The sequence below is a fragment of the Massilia sp. ZL223 genome, assembly GCF_018119395.1.
Lineage (GTDB): Bacteria > Pseudomonadota > Gammaproteobacteria > Burkholderiales > Burkholderiaceae_D > Telluria.
The window spans coordinates 14397-31076 of sequence record NZ_JAGPWD010000016.1; the positions used below are offsets into that span (position 1 = coordinate 14397).

The 16680-nt window shown below is 66.8% G+C and carries 17 protein-coding genes; 11 read left to right on the plus strand and 6 right to left on the minus strand.

Annotated elements, in window-relative coordinates:
• The first annotated feature begins 21 nt into the window (after window positions 1-21).
• Window positions 22-825 (plus strand): DUF4262 domain-containing protein, encoded by an 804-nt coding sequence (locus KBW95_RS11885; protein WP_211526592.1) that lies wholly within the window; start codon window positions 22-24, stop codon window positions 823-825.
• 185 nt (window positions 826-1010) lie between these two features.
• The gene (locus KBW95_RS11890; protein WP_211528335.1) at window positions 1011-1448 is read left to right on the plus strand and encodes a hypothetical protein; all 438 of its coding nucleotides are present in this window, start codon (window positions 1011-1013) and stop codon (window positions 1446-1448) included.
• Between the two features lie 33 nt (window positions 1449-1481).
• Here the strand turns inward: KBW95_RS11890 and KBW95_RS11895 are convergent, their stop codons facing one another.
• Both KBW95_RS11895 and KBW95_RS11900 read right to left on the minus strand, forming a co-directional pair.
• Complete coding sequence (locus KBW95_RS11895; RefSeq protein WP_211526590.1) at window positions 1482-1991, minus strand: HEAT repeat domain-containing protein; 510 nt, start codon at window positions 1989-1991, stop codon at window positions 1482-1484.
• Window positions 1992-2003: 12 nt separating this feature from the next.
• Window positions 2004-5846 (minus strand): hypothetical protein, encoded by a 3843-nt coding sequence (locus KBW95_RS11900; protein ID WP_211528336.1) that lies wholly within the window; start codon window positions 5844-5846, stop codon window positions 2004-2006.
• A 284-nt stretch (window positions 5847-6130) separates the two neighbouring features.
• Between KBW95_RS11900 and KBW95_RS11905 the strand changes: the two genes are divergently transcribed.
• The 3 genes from KBW95_RS11905 to KBW95_RS11915 are packed head-to-tail and all read left to right on the plus strand — an operon-like array spanning window position 6131 to window position 8152.
• Window positions 6131-7285 (plus strand): MFS transporter, encoded by a 1155-nt coding sequence (locus KBW95_RS11905; protein ID WP_211526604.1) that lies wholly within the window; start codon window positions 6131-6133, stop codon window positions 7283-7285.
• A 26-nt stretch (window positions 7286-7311) separates the two neighbouring features.
• Window positions 7312-7725 carry a secondary thiamine-phosphate synthase enzyme YjbQ gene (locus KBW95_RS11910; RefSeq protein ID WP_211526588.1) on the plus strand — a complete coding sequence of 138 codons (414 nt, stop codon included), beginning with the start codon at window positions 7312-7314 and terminating at the stop codon, window positions 7723-7725.
• 31 nt (window positions 7726-7756) lie between these two features.
• On the plus strand, window positions 7757-8152 hold the full coding sequence (locus KBW95_RS11915; RefSeq protein ID WP_211526587.1) for an OsmC family protein: 396 nt from the start codon (window positions 7757-7759) through the stop codon (window positions 8150-8152).
• A gap of 4 nt (window positions 8153-8156) precedes the next feature.
• Here KBW95_RS11915 and KBW95_RS11920 read toward each other — a convergent pair whose 3' ends face one another.
• On the minus strand, window positions 8157-9374 hold the full coding sequence (locus KBW95_RS11920; RefSeq protein WP_211526586.1) for an MFS transporter: 1218 nt from the start codon (window positions 9372-9374) through the stop codon (window positions 8157-8159).
• Between the two features lie 134 nt (window positions 9375-9508).
• On the opposite strand from KBW95_RS11920, the gene KBW95_RS11925 reads away from it, so the two are divergent.
• Window positions 9509-9850 carry a DUF4326 domain-containing protein gene (locus KBW95_RS11925; RefSeq protein WP_211526585.1) on the plus strand — a complete coding sequence of 114 codons (342 nt, stop codon included), beginning with the start codon at window positions 9509-9511 and terminating at the stop codon, window positions 9848-9850.
• A 1-nt stretch (window position 9851) separates the two neighbouring features.
• Here the strand turns inward: KBW95_RS11925 and KBW95_RS11930 are convergent, their stop codons facing one another.
• Window positions 9852-10475, minus strand: a complete 624-nt coding sequence (locus tag KBW95_RS11930; RefSeq protein WP_211526584.1) for a head GIN domain-containing protein — start codon at window positions 10473-10475, stop codon at window positions 9852-9854.
• A 267-nt stretch (window positions 10476-10742) separates the two neighbouring features.
• Here KBW95_RS11930 and KBW95_RS11935 point away from each other — a divergent pair, with 267 nt between their 5' ends.
• The 5 genes from KBW95_RS11935 (at window position 10743) to KBW95_RS11955 (ending at window position 15585) form a co-directional block, all read left to right on the plus strand.
• A complete protein-coding gene (locus tag KBW95_RS11935; RefSeq protein WP_211526583.1) occupies window positions 10743-11213 on the plus strand; it encodes a GyrI-like domain-containing protein in 471 nt (156 codons plus the stop codon).
• A 226-nt stretch (window positions 11214-11439) separates the two neighbouring features.
• Window positions 11440-13113, plus strand: a complete 1674-nt coding sequence (locus KBW95_RS11940; protein ID WP_211528337.1) for an acid phosphatase — start codon at window positions 11440-11442, stop codon at window positions 13111-13113.
• Between the two features lie 294 nt (window positions 13114-13407).
• Entirely contained in the window at window positions 13408-13635 is a 228-nt protein-coding gene (locus tag KBW95_RS24870; RefSeq protein WP_373888792.1) for a DUF4372 domain-containing protein, read from the plus strand.
• Window positions 13595-14566, plus strand: coding sequence for an IS4 family transposase (locus tag KBW95_RS11950; RefSeq protein WP_211528339.1), 972 nt, complete (start codon window positions 13595-13597; stop codon window positions 14564-14566). The genes KBW95_RS24870 and KBW95_RS11950 overlap by 41 nt, the downstream gene beginning before the upstream one ends.
• 215 nt (window positions 14567-14781) lie before the next feature.
• Complete coding sequence (locus KBW95_RS11955; RefSeq protein ID WP_211526947.1) at window positions 14782-15585, plus strand: DUF4142 domain-containing protein; 804 nt, start codon at window positions 14782-14784, stop codon at window positions 15583-15585.
• Between the two features lie 42 nt (window positions 15586-15627).
• Here the strand turns inward: KBW95_RS11955 and KBW95_RS11960 are convergent, their stop codons facing one another.
• Entirely contained in the window at window positions 15628-16173 is a 546-nt protein-coding gene (locus KBW95_RS11960; RefSeq protein ID WP_211526948.1) for an FMN-binding negative transcriptional regulator, read from the minus strand.
• A complete protein-coding gene (locus tag KBW95_RS11965; RefSeq protein WP_211528364.1) occupies window positions 16173-16628 on the minus strand; it encodes an OsmC family protein in 456 nt (151 codons plus the stop codon). Before KBW95_RS11965 ends, KBW95_RS11960 begins: the two co-directional genes overlap by 1 nt.
• Window positions 16629-16680: the final 52 nt, after the last annotated feature.

Here is a 16680-nt window from a genome sequence, read left to right on the forward strand (position 1 = left end):
CCTCAGTCCAGGGAGACGGTGATGACGGCACATACCCATTCGTTCGCGCATTGGCCGTTCGGCGACGCCGTCGATACCGTCACCTACTGCACCGCCGGTGTCGCCGAGCGGCGGCTGCCGGTATTGCGGGTGTCGCACGATGCCGACGGCGATTGGCAGTTCCTCGATGCGACCACCGAATATCCGGGAGAACCGGTCCTGCTGTGCCTCGGCTGCGTCTTCGAGCACGATCCCTCCCTGGCCGAGATCAGCGACCTGCCGCTCGGCTGGAGCGCCTTTCGTCCGGAAGTCGGCGCGGAGTGGGAACGCTGGGAGAAAGAGGCCGAGGATGAGGAGTGTGGCGGCCACGATTGCAACGGCGAGGAGGCCGAGCGCAGGGCGCTGGCGGACATCGAGCAATATGGCTTGCATATCATCCACGTGGAGGAGGAGGGCGATCAGCCGCCATTTTCCTACTCGATCGGCATCGAACGCACACTTGGCATGCCTGAGCTCATCATGGTTGGCCTCAGGCATGAGGTGGCCCACATGTCGATCCACGAATGCTATGCGCAGATGAAGGCGGGAGCGGATATCCGGCCCGGCGCGCGGGTCCGTGAACTGCTCGGGGGCGGCTTCGAATGCCTGATCGCGGAAGTCAGCCCGGAGAGTATCAAGCAGTACATGGGGTGGGCGCGGTGGCTCCACCAGGGAGACGCGTTCCGCGCCTGGCAGATCGTCTTCCCCAGCACGGCTGGCGTGTTTCCATGGGAAGCGGAAGCTGGCGATTGGTTCCGCCAGTGGCAGCCGCTCCTGGCCGCTGGCCCGATCGAGGAAAGCCGCTGAGGGAGTGCCGGGAAGCGCAGGCTCGTCCTGTTGATGTGGGCTGGGCAACGCTAGCGGAGCAAGCTGGCCTTCCAGTCCATCCGCTAGGCGATGCGTGTGGAAACCCGGTTCGTTCGATCGCCCCGCTCGTCCGATGGCACGGCTCGTCCGATGGTACGGGTCCGTCCGCTATAATCGCCGCACTCATGCGAAACGAGACGACGAAGCGCCGACTGCGCGTATTGCTTGGCTTCCTGGTCGCGCCCGGCCTTCCAGGGCTCCTGGTCACCCTTGTCCTCGGGATCCTGGGGAGCGACTTGACGCTCGTGTCGGGGATGCTGACCTTCCTTGCCTACATCCTTGCCCTGGTCATCGGCGTGCCGGCCTACATGTACGCCAAGGCACGCGGCCTGGCGGCCCTGAAGAAAGCCACCCGGCTGGCGGCCAATATCGGCCTCGCTGCCTATGTGCTGATCGCCGGCTTCGTCACCCTGAGCGGAGCGCTGGCTTCGCCCTTCAATGCAGTCATGACTTTCCTTGCATCCCTCCTTATCGTGGTGGTTCCTGTCTTATACGGCGCGTGCGCTCTCTGGCTGTTCCGGCGGATCGCCCTGCGCGATCCGGCGCCTCGCTTCGGCCCCTGAGCAGCCTGAAAGTCGCTGCCCGCCCATGCCCGCTCACGGGACAGAACCGGGCGGCAGCGATTCGGACAGCACGCTGATCACTGCCCTGCTGCCACGGTGGGGCAGGTCGGCCGGGTTGGCCGCCCGGTAGGCCGCCACGGCAGCTGCCGCTTCCGGGCCGCCGATGGTGAGCAGGGCGCTCACGGCTTCCGCGGCAAGCAGGGGCTCGGTGCCTTTCAGGTTCAGCATCTCGGCAAGCTTGTCGATGCCGGCCTCGTTCTTCTGCCGTCCCGCCGCGCGCATCGCACGGATCGCCACATCGCTGTTCGAATCGTTCAACAGCAGCGGCACGGTTTCCTGCGCCTGCTGGTGGTCCATCCATCCCAGCAGCGCCACCGCGTTGTTGCGCACCTTGGGCCTGAGGCCGGGGTAGGTGCCCAGCGCCGCTTCGCACACGACGGTGACCGCCTCGTTGCCCCAGGACTGGATGGTCTGGCCCGCGGTCGGCGGGATCTCGATGGCGCTCAGGATCTTCAGCACGCGCACTTCGTTTTCGGTAGGCATGGCCGGGTCTCCCTAGTTTTGCAGGTCCGCCGTCAGGCATTGGGCGACGGCGGTGGGTACGGCCGTCTGGAACAGCGAAGCGGTCGGCAGCGATGCGGTCTTGCCGTCTTCGAAATTGGTGGCGCCGGTGCGCGCCGGGTCGACCTGGCCCGCATGGATCGCCATGCCGTTCGAGGTGTCCCAGAAAGGATACATGAGAAAGTCCTCGTCGCCGTCCTGGCATTCACGGTTGAAGAAGGTGCCCGGACCTTCGCCCGCGCCGTCGCACTGGTGGCGCAGGCAGAGGGCGTGGCCGATCTCGTGCGCCACCACTTGCTGCCAGTCCACCGGGCCGAGCGGTCCGCCTTCGTCGCCGATGAAGATCGGCCCGCCGCCGAAATAGGCATAGGCAGTGGAGATGTCGACATCGCGCACGAAGAAGAAGTTGAGGGCGCCGGCCACCCCAGGGGCGCCCGTGAACAGGCCCATGTCGGTCGCCGTGTTGAGGCCGGGCCAGACATTGGCGCTGGTGTCGGACACGGTCAGGGTGCCCACCGGCTGCACCAGCCGGAAGACGATGCGCGCCTGTCCCCAGGGGATGCTGACGGAATTCACCGCGCCCTCGACGAACAGGCCGGCGATGTCCGCCGCCGAGCGCGTGGTGCCGACGCCGGCGCTGGTGCCGACCACGCGGAATGCCGCGCAGCGCACCACGATGGTGTCGCTGATGCGCGCCACGCGTTCGTCGCGGCTGCGGCCGCCATCCGGGTTCTGGATCACGATGCGGCGCACGCCGCGCAGTCCGCCCAGGAAGCCGCCGGGGATCTGGAGATTGATGGAGGTGCGCGTCACGCCGAGGACCGGCAGGTTGAAGGCGGCCGCCGGCGACACCGAGCGGTCTTCGGCGATCACCTGCAGGCCCGGACGGAAGGCCAGGCCGGTCAGGGTCACGTTCTGGTTCTCGACCCAGCGCGTGCCCGGCGCGATGTCGTCGAGCTTGGGCAAGACGCGCAGCATCGCGCGGTTGCTGCGCCTGTCGGTGACGCCGCTGGGACGGATCACCACGGGGTGGTAGCCGCCTTCCGAGTCCAGCGGGACGACGAAGGAAGCGCTGGTGCTGCCGGCGACCGGCCCGAGATTCACGCCGTCGAAATACACGCGGTCGATCGCCGGGTCGAAATGCATGCCGGTGATCTGCACCGTTTGCCCCGGCTCGGCATCGTACAGGTCGAGCGTGAGGATGTGCGGGTTGTTGAAGGCCTGCTGCCATTGTGCGGCGGTGATCGGCAGGAACTGGGAGGCGTCTTCGACGACGCCGGGACCGGGATCGCCCTTGGGACCATCGGCGCCTTCGGCCCCGCCGCCGCCATTCGCGCCGCGCCGCTCGGGCATCTCGTCGCACCAGGTTTCGCAGTCCGCCGTGCCGGCGGGGCCGCCGACGCCGCCCACGCCGGGATTGCCTTTGGGCCCGCCTTCGCCGCCTTCGCCCGGATTCAGGCTGATCGGGGGAGGGGCGGCCGCCATCACGGCAATGCCGGGCGGCGTGGTGAGGACCGTGATCTTGCCTCCTTCGCCGCCGCGCCCGCCCTTGCCGCCGCGTCCGCCGTCGCCGCCCTGGCCGCCCCGGCCGCCGAAGCCCACGTCGCGGCAGCAGCCGCCGAAGAAGGTGCCGTCGGCCCGCAAGCCCTGGGCGCCGTCGCCCCCGCGTCCGCCGTCCTGTCCGCGTCCGCCGTCGCCGCCTTTCTGGCCGTTGAGGTCGATCTGCGGCAGGTTGTTGGTGGCGTCGAGCAGGTACATTGTGACGATCGGGGCGCCGGTCACCGCATCGGCGCCGCCGTTGCGCGAGGGGTGAGGGAAGGCGTCGCCATCCCCGCCATCCTGCCCGTTCTCGCCGGCGGCCGAGCCGTTGGCGCCGCTGGGGGCGGGATTGGGCCAGTAGGCATTGGCCGGCGGCAGCGCCGGCAGCTCCCAGGAGATCTTGCTGGCGCCGTCGTGCAGGATACGGTGCACGATCACGACCAGTTCGCGCACCTCCTTGCCGATCACGACTTGCTGTCCCCGTATATCCCATGACGAAGCCATGATGACGGCGGTGTCGTGCAGCACGTCATTGGGCTGGTAGTACAGGATGGTGTTGGACAGGACTTCGGCAAACGCATAGTGCGTCAGCGGCGGAATGCCGGTGGGCGGCTGCACCACCGGGGCCACGTAGGCGCCGGTGCGCAGGATGCGCATGGGGTCGAGCCGGAAGCGTCCCAGGTCGTTGATGCTGCAGACGCCGGCGGCCGCCATGAAGCTGCGCGCGCGGTCCAGCCACATGCGGATGTTTTCCGGCTCCATGATGGCGTCCGGCACCGTCGTGCCCAGCCCGGGGTTGCGCACCGCCAGCCCGCGCAGGATGCTTTCGATCTGCTCCTTGACGGTGGGGACCAGGTAGCCGAAGCCGTGCACCAGGCGCTCGTCCGGCAGCCGCATGTGGACGATGCCGGTCAGTGCGCCGCCGGACAGGTTGGTCAGGCTGAGCTGGTACTGGCCGCCGGCGGCCAGGTCCTCCGGACGGATCGCGAGGCTCACGCGCGCGGCGCCGCTCACCTTGCGCTTCTCGCTGCCCTGCGGTCCCTGGATCAGCAGCTCGCCCTCGTTGCCGGAGCCAAGGTCGACCATGAATTCCGCCTCGCCGGCCGAACGCACGGCGACATTGCGGGCGTAGGTCGCGCCTTGGGCCAGGCGGACTTCGGCCCGGTCCTCGCCGCCGATGCGCCTGGCGCCGAGCTGGGTGCGCGCGGCGTTGATCGCCTCGCCGAACAGGCGGCTGTGGACGGGCATCGAACGTTTGCCTTTTTGCTCCAGCATGCGGTGGAACAGGGCCTCGGGTTCCGCCGCGGCCAGCTCCTCGAGCGAATGGATGCCGAGTTCGGGCAGCACGCGGGCGATGCCCGCGTAGCGCAGCGGCAGGCCGTCGAAGCGGCGGTCGGGCGGGTCGGGATCGACGACCGGCGCCGGGGCGAGCACCAGCACCGGGATGTCGCCCAGGTCGAACAGGTCGAGGAGGTCGTTGACGTCGGTGTCGTAGCAGGAGCGGGCGTCGTCGTCGAACACGTCCCAGTGGATGGCGCCGTGGGGAATGCGGTCCAGTTCGATGACGCCTTTGCTGAGCTTGGCCTTGCCCTCGAAAACGATTTTTCCGCTGAGCAGGTCGGTGCCGCGCACCTTGAGTTCGCGGGCGCGCGTTCCCCTGACCGCCAGCCGCACGGTGGCGCTGCCGCGCAGAGGCGAACCGTCGAGCCGCACGGCCGCGCGCGTGACGTCGCCTTCGCGCACCTGCAGGCGCATGACATTGCGCCCGGCGCCGGAGGAGGCGGTCCTGAGCTCGTAGTCGCCCGGCGGCAGGCCGCCGCGGCGGAAACGCCGGGTGGCGGGATCGATGGGGATGGCGATGTTGCCGTCCGGTCCGGAGAGGACGGCGGATCCGGTCTTGACCTGCTTCCCGTCCGGATCCTCGAGGCGGATGTCGACCGCGCCCTTGCCGGGACCGAACTCCAGGCGCGGCAAGTCCTTCAAGCCGGCCCGCAGCTGCGCGATCAGGCCTTCCGAGACCTCGCGCGTGGGCACGACGGCATGCACAGGCACCTGTCCCGGCGCGGCGACCGTCACCTCGCTCAGCGGTTCGGGCGCGTCGTAGATGGATGGCCGCAGCGGCGCGCCTGGCGTGGCCAGGGCGCGCACATACCGTTTGCCGGGACCGAGAGGACCGCGTCCCGGCGGCTGCCCGCTTGCGCCGCCCTCGTTGCCGCCGCCTTTGCCGCCATCCCCGCGGCCGCCGCCACCACCCTGGTCGTCGCAGCCGCAACACCGTTTGTCGGGATCATGAGCCATTGTTTCCTCCTGGTGAGCCTGCTGCGCCTGCCGCAAGAACCTGCGGGGTCCTTGCTAATGGAGTCGGGCGCGGGCCCGAAGTTGCGGCGGCCGGTGGCGCCCTTGAGTTGGCGCAAAAGATGGAACCGCGGGCCGGCTGGTCAGGCTGGCGTGACGCGGCGAGCGCCGCTTAGGTCCACTGTAGTACACTGGTCCGGCATTTCAATCAGATTCTCGCCATGTCCACACCGCCTCGCGCACCCGCCGCCGCGCCCGGGTCCTCCCTTGCGCCGCCGGCCACGGTGATGCAGATCCTGTTCTCCGTCGCCTTCGTCCACCTGCTGAACGACTGCGTACAAGCCGTCCTGCCCTCGATCTATCCGCTGCTCAAGCAGGAGTTCGCGCTCAGCTTCACCCAGATCGGCCTGATCACGCTGACCTTCCAGTGCACCGCTTCGCTGCTCCAGCCCTGGATCGGCCTGTATACCGACAAGCGCCCGATTCCCTTCCTGCTGCCGGTCGGCATGTGCGTGACGATGGCCGGCGTCGCCCTGCTGGCCACGGCCGGCAGTTTCGCCATGCTGCTCGTTGCCGCCGGCATGATCGGCGTCGGTTCCTCGACCTTCCACCCCGAAGCCTCGCGCGTGGCGCGCCTGGCCTCGGGCGGCCGCTTCGGCTTCGCCCAGTCGCTGTTCCAGGTGGGCGGCAACCTCGGTTCGGCCTTCGGTCCGCTGCTGGCGGCCGCGATCATCGTCGGCCATGGGCAGGGCCGGATCGCCTGGCTGATGCTGGTCGTGCTGCTGGCGGTGGCGGTGCTGGTGGGCGTGAGCCGCTGGTATGCGGGCCACCTGCGCAACGCGCCGCCCAAGGCGTCCGCGCACGCCGGCCCGGCGCTGTCGCGCGGACGCGTGGTGTGGGCGATGACGGTGCTGGCCCTGCTGGTGTTCTCGAAGTACATCTACATGTCCAGCCTGTCGAGCTACTACACCTTCTACCTGATCGAGAAATTCCATGTGTCGGTCGATACGGCCCAGCTCTACCTGTTCCTGTTCCTCGCGGCCGTCGCGGCGGGCACCTTCGCGGGCGGGCCGATCGGCGACCGCATCGGCCGCAAGCGCGTGATCTGGTTCTCGATCCTGGGCGCGGCCCCGTTCACCCTGGCGCTGCCCTATGCGGACCTGTTCTGGACCGCGGTGCTGTCGGTGGTGATCGGCCTGGTGATGTCGTCCGCCTTCTCGGCCATCGTGGTGTTCGCGCAGGAACTGGTGCCGGGCAAGCCGGGCATGATCGCCGGCCTGTTCTTCGGCCTGATGTTCGGCATCAGCGGCATCGGCGCCGCGGCCATGGGCGCGATCGCGGACACCGCCGGCATCGAGCAGGTGTACCGCTTCGCGTCCTACCTGCCGCTGCTGGGCATCCTGGCGGTGCTGCTGCCGCGCATGGAATCGATGCGGCGCTGATGCCGCTGTCTTGTGGAGAGCGTTTCATGGCACACCAGACCATCCTCGAATTCCCGACACCAGGCCGCGGCACGCGCGACATCACCGGCGAGGTCGCGCGCTTCGTCGCGCAATCGGGAGTACAGACCGGGATCGCGCACGTCTTCGTCCAGCACACCAGCTGTTCGCTGACGATCACCGAGAACGCCGACCCCGACGTGCGGCGCGACCTGGAAACCATCATCGCGCGCCTGGCGCCCGACGGCGACCGCGCTTACCGCCACGACACCGAAGGTCCGGACGATATGGCGGCGCACGGGCGCACCATGCTCACCGATACCGGCTTGAGCGTTCCGATCGGAGCAGGGCGCCTGCTGCTCGGCACCTGGCAGGGTATTTATCTGTGGGAGCACCGCACGGCGCCGCACCGGCGCAAGGTGGTCGTCACCATCCTCGGCTGACGGCGCCGACATACTCCACGAGGAGGCAGGCATGCGCATTACCGCTGTTGTCGACAACGCCGCCGCGGCGCACACGGTTGCCGTGGACACCAACGGCACGCACCAGCCGCTCGCCATCCCGGGCAAGCCGGGCGGCGGCTCCGCCGTCAACGGCGGAGAATTCCTGATGCTGGCGCTGGCCACCTGCTATTGCAACGACCTGTATCGCGAGGCGCGAAGGCTAGGCATCCAGCTCGACGGCGTGCAGGTCGAGGCGAGCGCGGATTTCCCCGGCGTCGGCCTGGCCGCCACCAATATCCGTTATCGAGCCAGCGTGCAATCGCCGGCATCAGCGCAGGACGTGGCCAGGCTGCTGGCGGAGACCGATGCGGTCGCCGAAGTCCACAACACCATCCGCGCCGGATGCACGGTGACGCTGGGGAGCTAAGCTGTCAGGCGCCGGGGCCGTGCGCGCTGGAGGGCAGCGTTACCGCCTGCGCGGCCGGCTGGCGGACCGCCGACAGGTAGAGCAGCAGCGAAGCGACCGCGAAGCCGCACAGCACCAGCGGCAGCACCAGCGGACCGGACGGCCCGGTCAACAGGGTAGCGCCGACCAGCGGCCCGATGGCCTTCGACAACAGCGAGGGCACGGCCATCGCGCCGGTGATGGCGCCGTAGTTGCGGGCGCCGAACAGGGCGCGCGGCAGGGTGCCGCGGATGATCGTCAGCACGCCGTTGCTCATCCCGTACAGCACGCAGAACAGCACCACACCCCAGGCCTGCGTGCCGGCCAGGGCCAGCGCCAGCAGCCCGCCGGGCAGGGTGGAAAACACGAAGCGGCCGATCACCTGCGGCGTGGCGCCGCGCGCCAGGGTGCGTTCGCCGATGCGCCCCGCCACCTGCATCGGACCGACCAGCGCGGCCAGCAGCACGGCGGTGCTGGCGGCATGGCCGAGCGATTGCAGCAGCGGGATCAGGTGCACCGCCAGGGCCGAGAAGATGAAGACGTTGGCGGAGAAGGCCAGCGCCAGCTTCCAGAAAGCCGGATGGCGCACCGCTTCGCCCAGGGTGTGGCTGTCGCGCGGCGCATGGGCGGGCGTGGGCGGATGCGGGGCGTCGCGCCCGAGCCACAGGTGCAGCGGCAGGCAGGCGGCCAGCTGCAGGCCGGCGTAGGCAAGATAGGTGTCGCGCCAGCCCAGGCGCGAGGAGATTGCCAGGGTCAGCGGCCAGAAGATGGTGCTGGCGAAGCCGGCGAACAGGGTCAATGTCGAGATCCCGCGCGGCGCGCCGAGATCGAGCTTGCGGTTGATGGTGGCGAAGGCTGCCTCGTACAGGGTCAGCGACATGGCCAGGCCGATGACGCTCCAGGCGCCCCAGTAGCCGGCGACGCTGGTGCAGCGCGACAGCCAGGCGAGGCCGAGGGCGCTGACGATGGAGCCCGCCGCCATCACGCCGCGCCCTCCGTGGCGGTCGACCAGGGCGCCCACCGGGGTGGCCGCGACGCCGGCCACCAGCAGGCTCCAGGAGAAGGCGGCGAAGGCGGCTTCCTTGCCGATGCCGAGGTCGCGCTGGATCGCCGGCGCCAGGACGGCAAAGGCGTAGTACAAGGCGCCCCACGAGGAAATCTGCGTGAAGGCGAGGATGCCGATGGTCCTGCGTGCTGGCGACAACGTGTTCTCCTGAAGATGGCGCACGCCGGCAGCATGGGCGTACAGCCTTTACTCTACCGCAGGCGGCGCGATGCTGCTGGGCGCCGCCAGCTCAGGTAAAGTAGCGCCGGCAAGAAGCCAACCAAGGAGACGGGATGAAGCCGCATCGGGTGCAGCTGAGCAGGAAGAAGGGATGGCGCATGCCGGAGAATACGATCTCGGTCGCGCGTCCCGGCAAATGGGGCAATCCGTTTTCGGTGATGCCGGACCTGGCGCCGGGTACGCCGGTCGATTCGCGCGGCGGCAAGCGCTATGTGGCCATGCCGAGCGTGGCGGAGGCGGTGGCCGCCTACCGCCGCTGGGTGACCGAGGATCCGGCGGGCCAGGCCCTGCTGGCCGAAGCCAGGACCGCGCTGCGCGGCCACAACCTGGCCTGCTGGTGCCCGCTCGACGGACCCTGTCACGCAGGGGTGTTGCTGGAACTGGTCAACGACTAGTTCACTTGGCTGCGACCACGCTGCCGATGCCTGCCACCACCTTGTTCAGCTGGCGCGGGTTGCCGTAGTAGGTGAGGCTGCCCATGCCCTGCACGCTGGCGTTGAGGCGGTTCTTGGCGTGCACCTCGACCGAGCCGATGCCTTCGAAGCTGACATCGGCGTCCTGGGCCACCAGGTTGCGGGCGTTGACTTCGCCGACGCCCTGGGCCTGCAGGCGCAGGCTGCGCACTTCGCCGCTCATCTGCAGGCTGCCGGCGCCGCGGTAGTTGACGTCGAAGTGCTCGCCCTTGACGTTGTTCAGCTTGATCAGGCCGGCGCCTTCGCCGCGGAAGCTCGCGATCTCGGGCAGGGTCACGATGACGCGGTCGTCGTCGCTGATCTGGATGTTCGACTTTTCCTTGAAGCTCAGGCGCAGCTCGCCGTTGACCACCTCGCTCGTCACGCGGTCCATGTATTTCTGGTCGCCCTGCACCCGCACCGAATAGTTCTTGCCCACTTCGACCACCAGGCTGACGGGGCCGCGCACGTCGATCGCCTTGAACGGCGTGACGCTGCGCGACTGTTCGCCGGCGGCTGCCGACAGGGAGGCGAGGGAAAGAAGGGCGGCGATCACTACGCGTTTCATGGCTGTCTCCGGTTGGTTGATGAGGCCATTGTAGGGAGCCCCTTGCAAGCCGGGGCCGGTTTGCGACGAACTGCAAGAAACGGGGGCTGGACTGCGGACCGATTTGTTCTGCTTCAACAGCTTCATATTCCGCGCGGAAAGAAAATGAGCGCTGTTCGCAAGGGTTTGAATCATTATCGCGACAATTTACGCGCACGATTGCGTCCATGCCAATATTGTCTAAGAGTTAAGGATATAATTCTTGAGTCCTTTTGCATAGCCGATATCATGCACATCTCAACCGTTACACTACCTGAAATGAAGCTCGCCGGCCTGCCGTTCGCAGGTCCGTTCTCGGTCTTGGAAACGGACATGCCGGAGGTCTGGAAGACCTTCCTCGAACGCGAGCGCGAGCTGGGCGAGACCAATGGATTGCGCTACGGCGTGAATCTGCAAGAAAAGGACGGGGTGCATATCGAGTGCATCGCGGCCGAGGTCGCCGATCTGAACAACTTGCCGCCGGGCATGATCGGGATCCGCATCCCGGCGCGGCGCTACGCGATGCTGACCCACCGCGGTCCGATGGCGCGCGTGCAGGCCACCTATGTGACCGGCTTCGCGGCCATCGAGCAGCTGGGCATGGTGCAGGATACGGAGGGCTTCCGCCTGGAGCGCTACGACCGGCGCTATACGCCGACCCTGCACGACGGCGCGCGGCCCGACAACGCCTACGACATCCTGATCCCGCTCTACGCTTGAGGAATCAAGCGTTAAGAATTGGTGCCGGTATATTTCCCGACCGCCGGCGCCGGTAGGGCGGCTTGCGCCGCCGTGCCCCTTCCCTGAGAGCAGGTGCATTGTGCCGTTCAAATGTGACAGGCGTTTGACGGATCAGCTCCTTTCTTCTTGTTTCCTTTTGTAAAGTACGCGGATAATCGCTGCTTTGGCGGCCGCCTTGCTCATGGCCGCAGCAAGAGGAGAAACCATGCACGACCACAAGAAGGAGCAGGGGGCGCAGGACGCCGCTGCCCAGCCGGACAATCCCGCGCGCAGGCGCATCTTCCAGGCTGCGGCCGCCGCCGGGCTGGGTTCGGCCCTGCCTGCCGTGGCCCAGGCCGCGCCCGCGCGCGCCGCCGCGCCGGCCGTCAAGGGTTCGCTCGACGCCAAGCTGAAGGCGCAGGTCAAGAACGTGGTCGTGATCTACCTGGAGAACCGCAGCTTCAACAACCTGTTCGCCGATTTCCCCGGCCTGGCCTCGCCTTTGCCGGCCTTGCCGGCGGAGGCCGCGCTGCAGCGCGACCGTGACGGTTCGGTGCTGCCTTCGCTGCCGAAGATCTGGGGCGGCATGGTGCCGGGCCGCCAGAACATCGGCGGCAAGGACTACCTGATCAAGGAAGAGCAGCTGGCCAATCTGCCGAACGCGCCCTTCAAGCTCAGCGATGGCGAGGGCAATCCCCTGCCCGAGAGCATCGTCACGCGCGACCTGGTGCACCAGTTCTACCAGAACCAGATGCAGATCAACGGCGGCAAGAACGACGGCTTCGCGGCCTGGTCGGACGCCGGCGCGATGGTGATGGGCTATTACGGCGAGACGCAGAAGAACCTGGGCCTGTGGCAGATCGCGCGCGAGTTCACCCTGTGCGACAACTTCTTCATGGCGGCTTTCGGCGGTTCCTACCTGAACCACCAGTTCCTGATCAGCGGCCGCACGCCGGAATACTTCAACGCCGCGTCGACCCCGGCCAAGTCCAAGATCGCCGTGCTGGAAGACGGCCCGGCCGGTTATCGCCTGGCGATCGCGCCGGATGCGCCCAAGTCGGCGCTGGAGGGTAAACCAAAGTACGTGCACGCCGGTCCGATCACGCCGGACGGCTATGCTGTCAACACCATGGCGCCGCCTTACCAGCCGAGCTGGGTGCGCCCGGCGCAGGGCGGCGATCCGCTGCACGCCGACCCACAGGACCCGGCGGTGCTGCCGCCGCAGACCTACAAGACGATCGGCGACCTGCTTTCCGAGCGCGGCGTGAGCTGGACCTGGTATGGCGGCGGGCAGCAGGCCGCGCTGGATGGCCGCGGTGCGGGGCAGAAGCCGAACTTCCAGTATCACCACCAGCCCTTCAACTATTTTCGGCAGTTCGCGCCGGGCACCAAAGCGCGCCAGCAGCACCTGCGCGACGGCGGCCTGGGCGACAGCCCGATCTCGAACAAATTCCTGGCCGACGTGGTGGCGGGCACGCTGCCGGCCGTGGCCTTCTACAAGCCGCAAGGCAACCTGAACCTGCATGCGGGCTACTCGGACGTCGAGTCGGGCGACCAGCACGTGGCCAACGTGATCGAGCACCTGAAGAAATCGCCGCAATGGAAGGACATGGTGGTGGTGATCACCTTCGATGAGAACGGCGGCTGGTGGGACCACGTGGCGCCGCCCAAGGGCGACCGCTGGGGGCCGGGCTCGCGGGTGCCGGCGATCATCGTGTCGCCGCATGCCAAGCGCGGGGCGGTGGATCATAACTTCTACGATACGACCTCGATCTTGCGTTTCATTACGCGCTTGCACGGGCTGCCGCTGCTGGAGGGACTGGCGGCGCGCAATGCGGCGTTCGCGGAGCGTGGGGCGAGACCGCCGGGGGATTTGACGGGGGCGTTGCGGTTTCGCTGAACGCTTGGGGTAATGGTGAAAGCCAGTCCTGTACGGACTGGCTTTTTTACTTTTATGGCTGCTCGGCGAACTTGGGGCCCGGCCTTCGCCGGGACGACGTTGTTTGGGTGTGCAAAGCGCAAACTGCTGAAGACTTCGGACACGTACGTGTAAACGTCATCCCCGCGAAGGCGCACTGCTGTCCGGGATAATTTGTTGATGAGCTACGGGGAGGCGTACGAAGAGGGGTTGCGGGTAAAGGTTTTGGGTTGTAAAACCCGAGTTTCGACGCTCATGAAACCAAAACCCGCAACCATGTCTACGATAACCACTTTCCACGCTGTTTTAAAGGGGTTGCCACGTGCCGTGTTCAATCGGTGCGTTGAGCAACATCATGCCGATAAGTATTGCAAGACCTTTTATGCTTGGGACCAATTGCTGGCAATGGTGTATGCGCAGCTGAGCAGCGCGTCGAGCCTGCGCGCACTGGAACTGGGCTTTAATGCATCACGACCGATTGCAGACCTGCCCTATTCACCGTAGCACCCTTGGCGATGCAAACAGGGATCGCTCCAGTGCCGTGTTCGAGGAAATTGCTGCGTGGTTGATGAGCAAAGTGTCGCGCAAGCTGCGCCACGATGCGAAAGAGCTGATGTGCTTGCTCGATTCGACGTCAATCACGCTCAAGGGGCGCGACTTCGATTCCTGGACACTGAACAATCGCAACCGCAACACGCAAGGCATCAAGCTGCATGCCCTGTTCGGTACCGCATCGCAGGCACCGCTCTGGCACGATTTCAGCGCGCCCAACGTCAACGATGTCACCCAAGCCAAACAAGTGCCGTTGCAACGCGATACCTTGTATGTGTTCGACAAAGGCTACTGCGATTACAACTGGTGGGCGCAGATCGATGCGGCAGGGGCACGCTTCGTGACGCGATTGAAAAGCAATGCCAGCCTGGTGTCGGAAATGGACTTCGCCATTTCCAGTGAGACCGAGGGAATCGTCCTGCGTGACGAGGTCGTCAGTTTCAAGAACAAGTACCCAGGCGGCAAGCGCGTCAACCAGTATGGAAAACCCCTGCGTCGTGTCACGATCATTCGACCTGACAAGTCCACGCCCCTTATCCTGATCACCAACGATTTCGAAAGTAGTGCCCTTGAGATCGGGCAGTATTACAAGGAACGCTGGGAAATCGAGCTGTTTTTCAAGTGGATCAAGCAGCACCTGAAGATCAAAGCATTCCTGGGGCGCACCTACAACGCCGTACGTATCCAGGTCGCGACAGCCCTGATCGCTTACCTGCTGGTTGCCTTGTACAAGCAGACACTTCGGCTTGAACACACGCTCTGGCATTGCCTGGGCCTGATCCGGGCAACCTTGTTCGAGCCTCCCGTCATCGATCTGCCCGTTCGAACGCGCCCGCGGCGAATCCGAACGTTGGCATCAGGACAGCTGGAAACACTTCAATGAAGAGATATCGAATTATCCCGGACACCAGTGCGCGAAGGCGGGGATCCAAGTTGTGCACGCACACCACAAACCCCTTGCACGCAGGCTACCGCGCGCTCCACACACCCACCCGGCGATACACTCACCTGCGGCCCGATCTTGCGTAGTTGACAACCAGAACGAAGCAGCCGGGCCTGCGCACCAGCCCCACTCATTTCAGGAACAGGAGAACAATCATGCAAAAGAAACAGGTCCTCAAAAGCCTGCTGGCGGTATCGGCAGTGGCAGCCATGCTCGGTTCCTTCGGCGTGCAGGCGCAGAACAGCGCCCAGAGCGCCCAGCAGATGAGCCAGCACGGCTCGCAAGGCAATCCGAACCTGACCGGCAAGGCGGCCAATGACGGCACCGTCGGGAACACCAACAGCCAGGGTATGGAAGACCGCAGCGGCCAGGTCGGCAGCTCGAGCACCGCCACCACCCAGTCGGGCGCCACCGCTCCCGCCACCGCTGCCGCCGCAGCCGGCGCCAAGGCGGACGCAGCGGCCAAGCTGACCAAGGCCGACAAGAAGGCCCTGACCGACATGGCCCTGTCCAACATGGCTGAGATCGAAACCGCGAAGCTGGCGCTGAGCAAGAGCCAGAACCAGGAAGTGAAGGCCTTCGCCCAGCAGATGATCGACGACCACACCAAGGCCCAGACGGAAGTCCAGAGCCTGGCCCAGACCAAGGGCGTGACCCTGCCGACCGAACTCGACGCCAAGCACAAGGCCAAGGCGGCCATGCTCGAAAAACTCAGCGGAGACGCCTTCGACCGCGCCTACACCAAGCAGTCGGGCCGGGCCGACCACAAGGCCACCCACGCCAAGCTGAAGAAGAGCATGAGCGCGGTCAAGGATCCGGACGTCAAGGCGCTGGCCACCAAGATGACCCCGGTCGTCGAGCAGCACCTGAAATCGGCCGAGGAAATGATCTCGACGCAGGGCCGCACCGCTACCGGCCATTCCGGCGCCACCGGCAAGACCGACAGCGGCAACAAGTAATTCCTGCGCCGCGCGCCTTTCGGTGCGCGGCGTTTTCCTTGCTCAGCGTGCCGCCGGCGCGCTTCCCTTCCATTTCCCTTCGATCCGCTCGATCGCGATCTCGATGCCGACGATGGCCTTGAGCATGCCGTCGATGAAAGCGCGCGGCGCATCATCGACGCTCCACGGCTGCGGCAGCACGCTTTCCTGGCGGTCGGTCTGGCGTGCGACCTGGGCCAGCAGCCAGGCCGGGTCCTCGATGGCGCGCAGGCGCCCGTGCACGTGCACCACGTGGTAGTTCCAGGTCGGCACCACGCGGCCCTGCGTTTCCACCTTTTCGACCGGGTCCGGCGTGATGTAGCCGGCAGGGCCGCGGAAGGCGACCAGCACCTGCTGGCCGTCGCGGCGCCACACCGGATTGGCGCGCGCCACGTGGGCCCGCAGGACGCCATGCGGGCCGTGCGCGTCGTCGGCGACGAACTCGAAGGGCAGGTGGTCGGCATCCGGCAAGCCCTCGTCCAGGGTGACCAGCATGCCGAGCGAATGGGTGGCCATCAGCTCGTGCATGGCCTCGATGCGGTCCTGCCGGTGGCGGGCGGCGATGTACATCAGCGCGCCTCCACGACCACCTCGCATTTCAGCGAGTTGGCCACATAGCACTGCGCGTGCGCGAGATGGTGGATGTGCGCAAGTTCTTCCGCATCGGGCTGCGGCCCGGCGAAGCCGATGCGCGGGCGCAGGGCGATGCGCACCAGCGCGGCGCGTCCGTCCGCGTCCTTGTCCAGCAGGCCGATTGCCTGGTCTTCGTAGCTGTCGATCACGTGGCCGCGCCTGGCCGCGATCGACAGGAAGAACAGCATGTGACAGCTCGAGGCCGCCGCGACCACGGCTTCCTCCGGATCGACGGCGGCCGGGTCCGACATCGGCAGCGGCACCGACAGCGGCGAGGACGAGGCCGGCACCGTCAGGCCGCCATCGAAGGACCAGGCGTGGGCGCGGCTGTAGCGCTGGTCGAGAAAGGGCTGGCCGGCGCGCTGCCAGGCCACCCGGGCGCTGAATTCCATCGACTTCATCGAACCTCCTGTGTGAAAACAAGCCTATGGTAGGACCTCCACT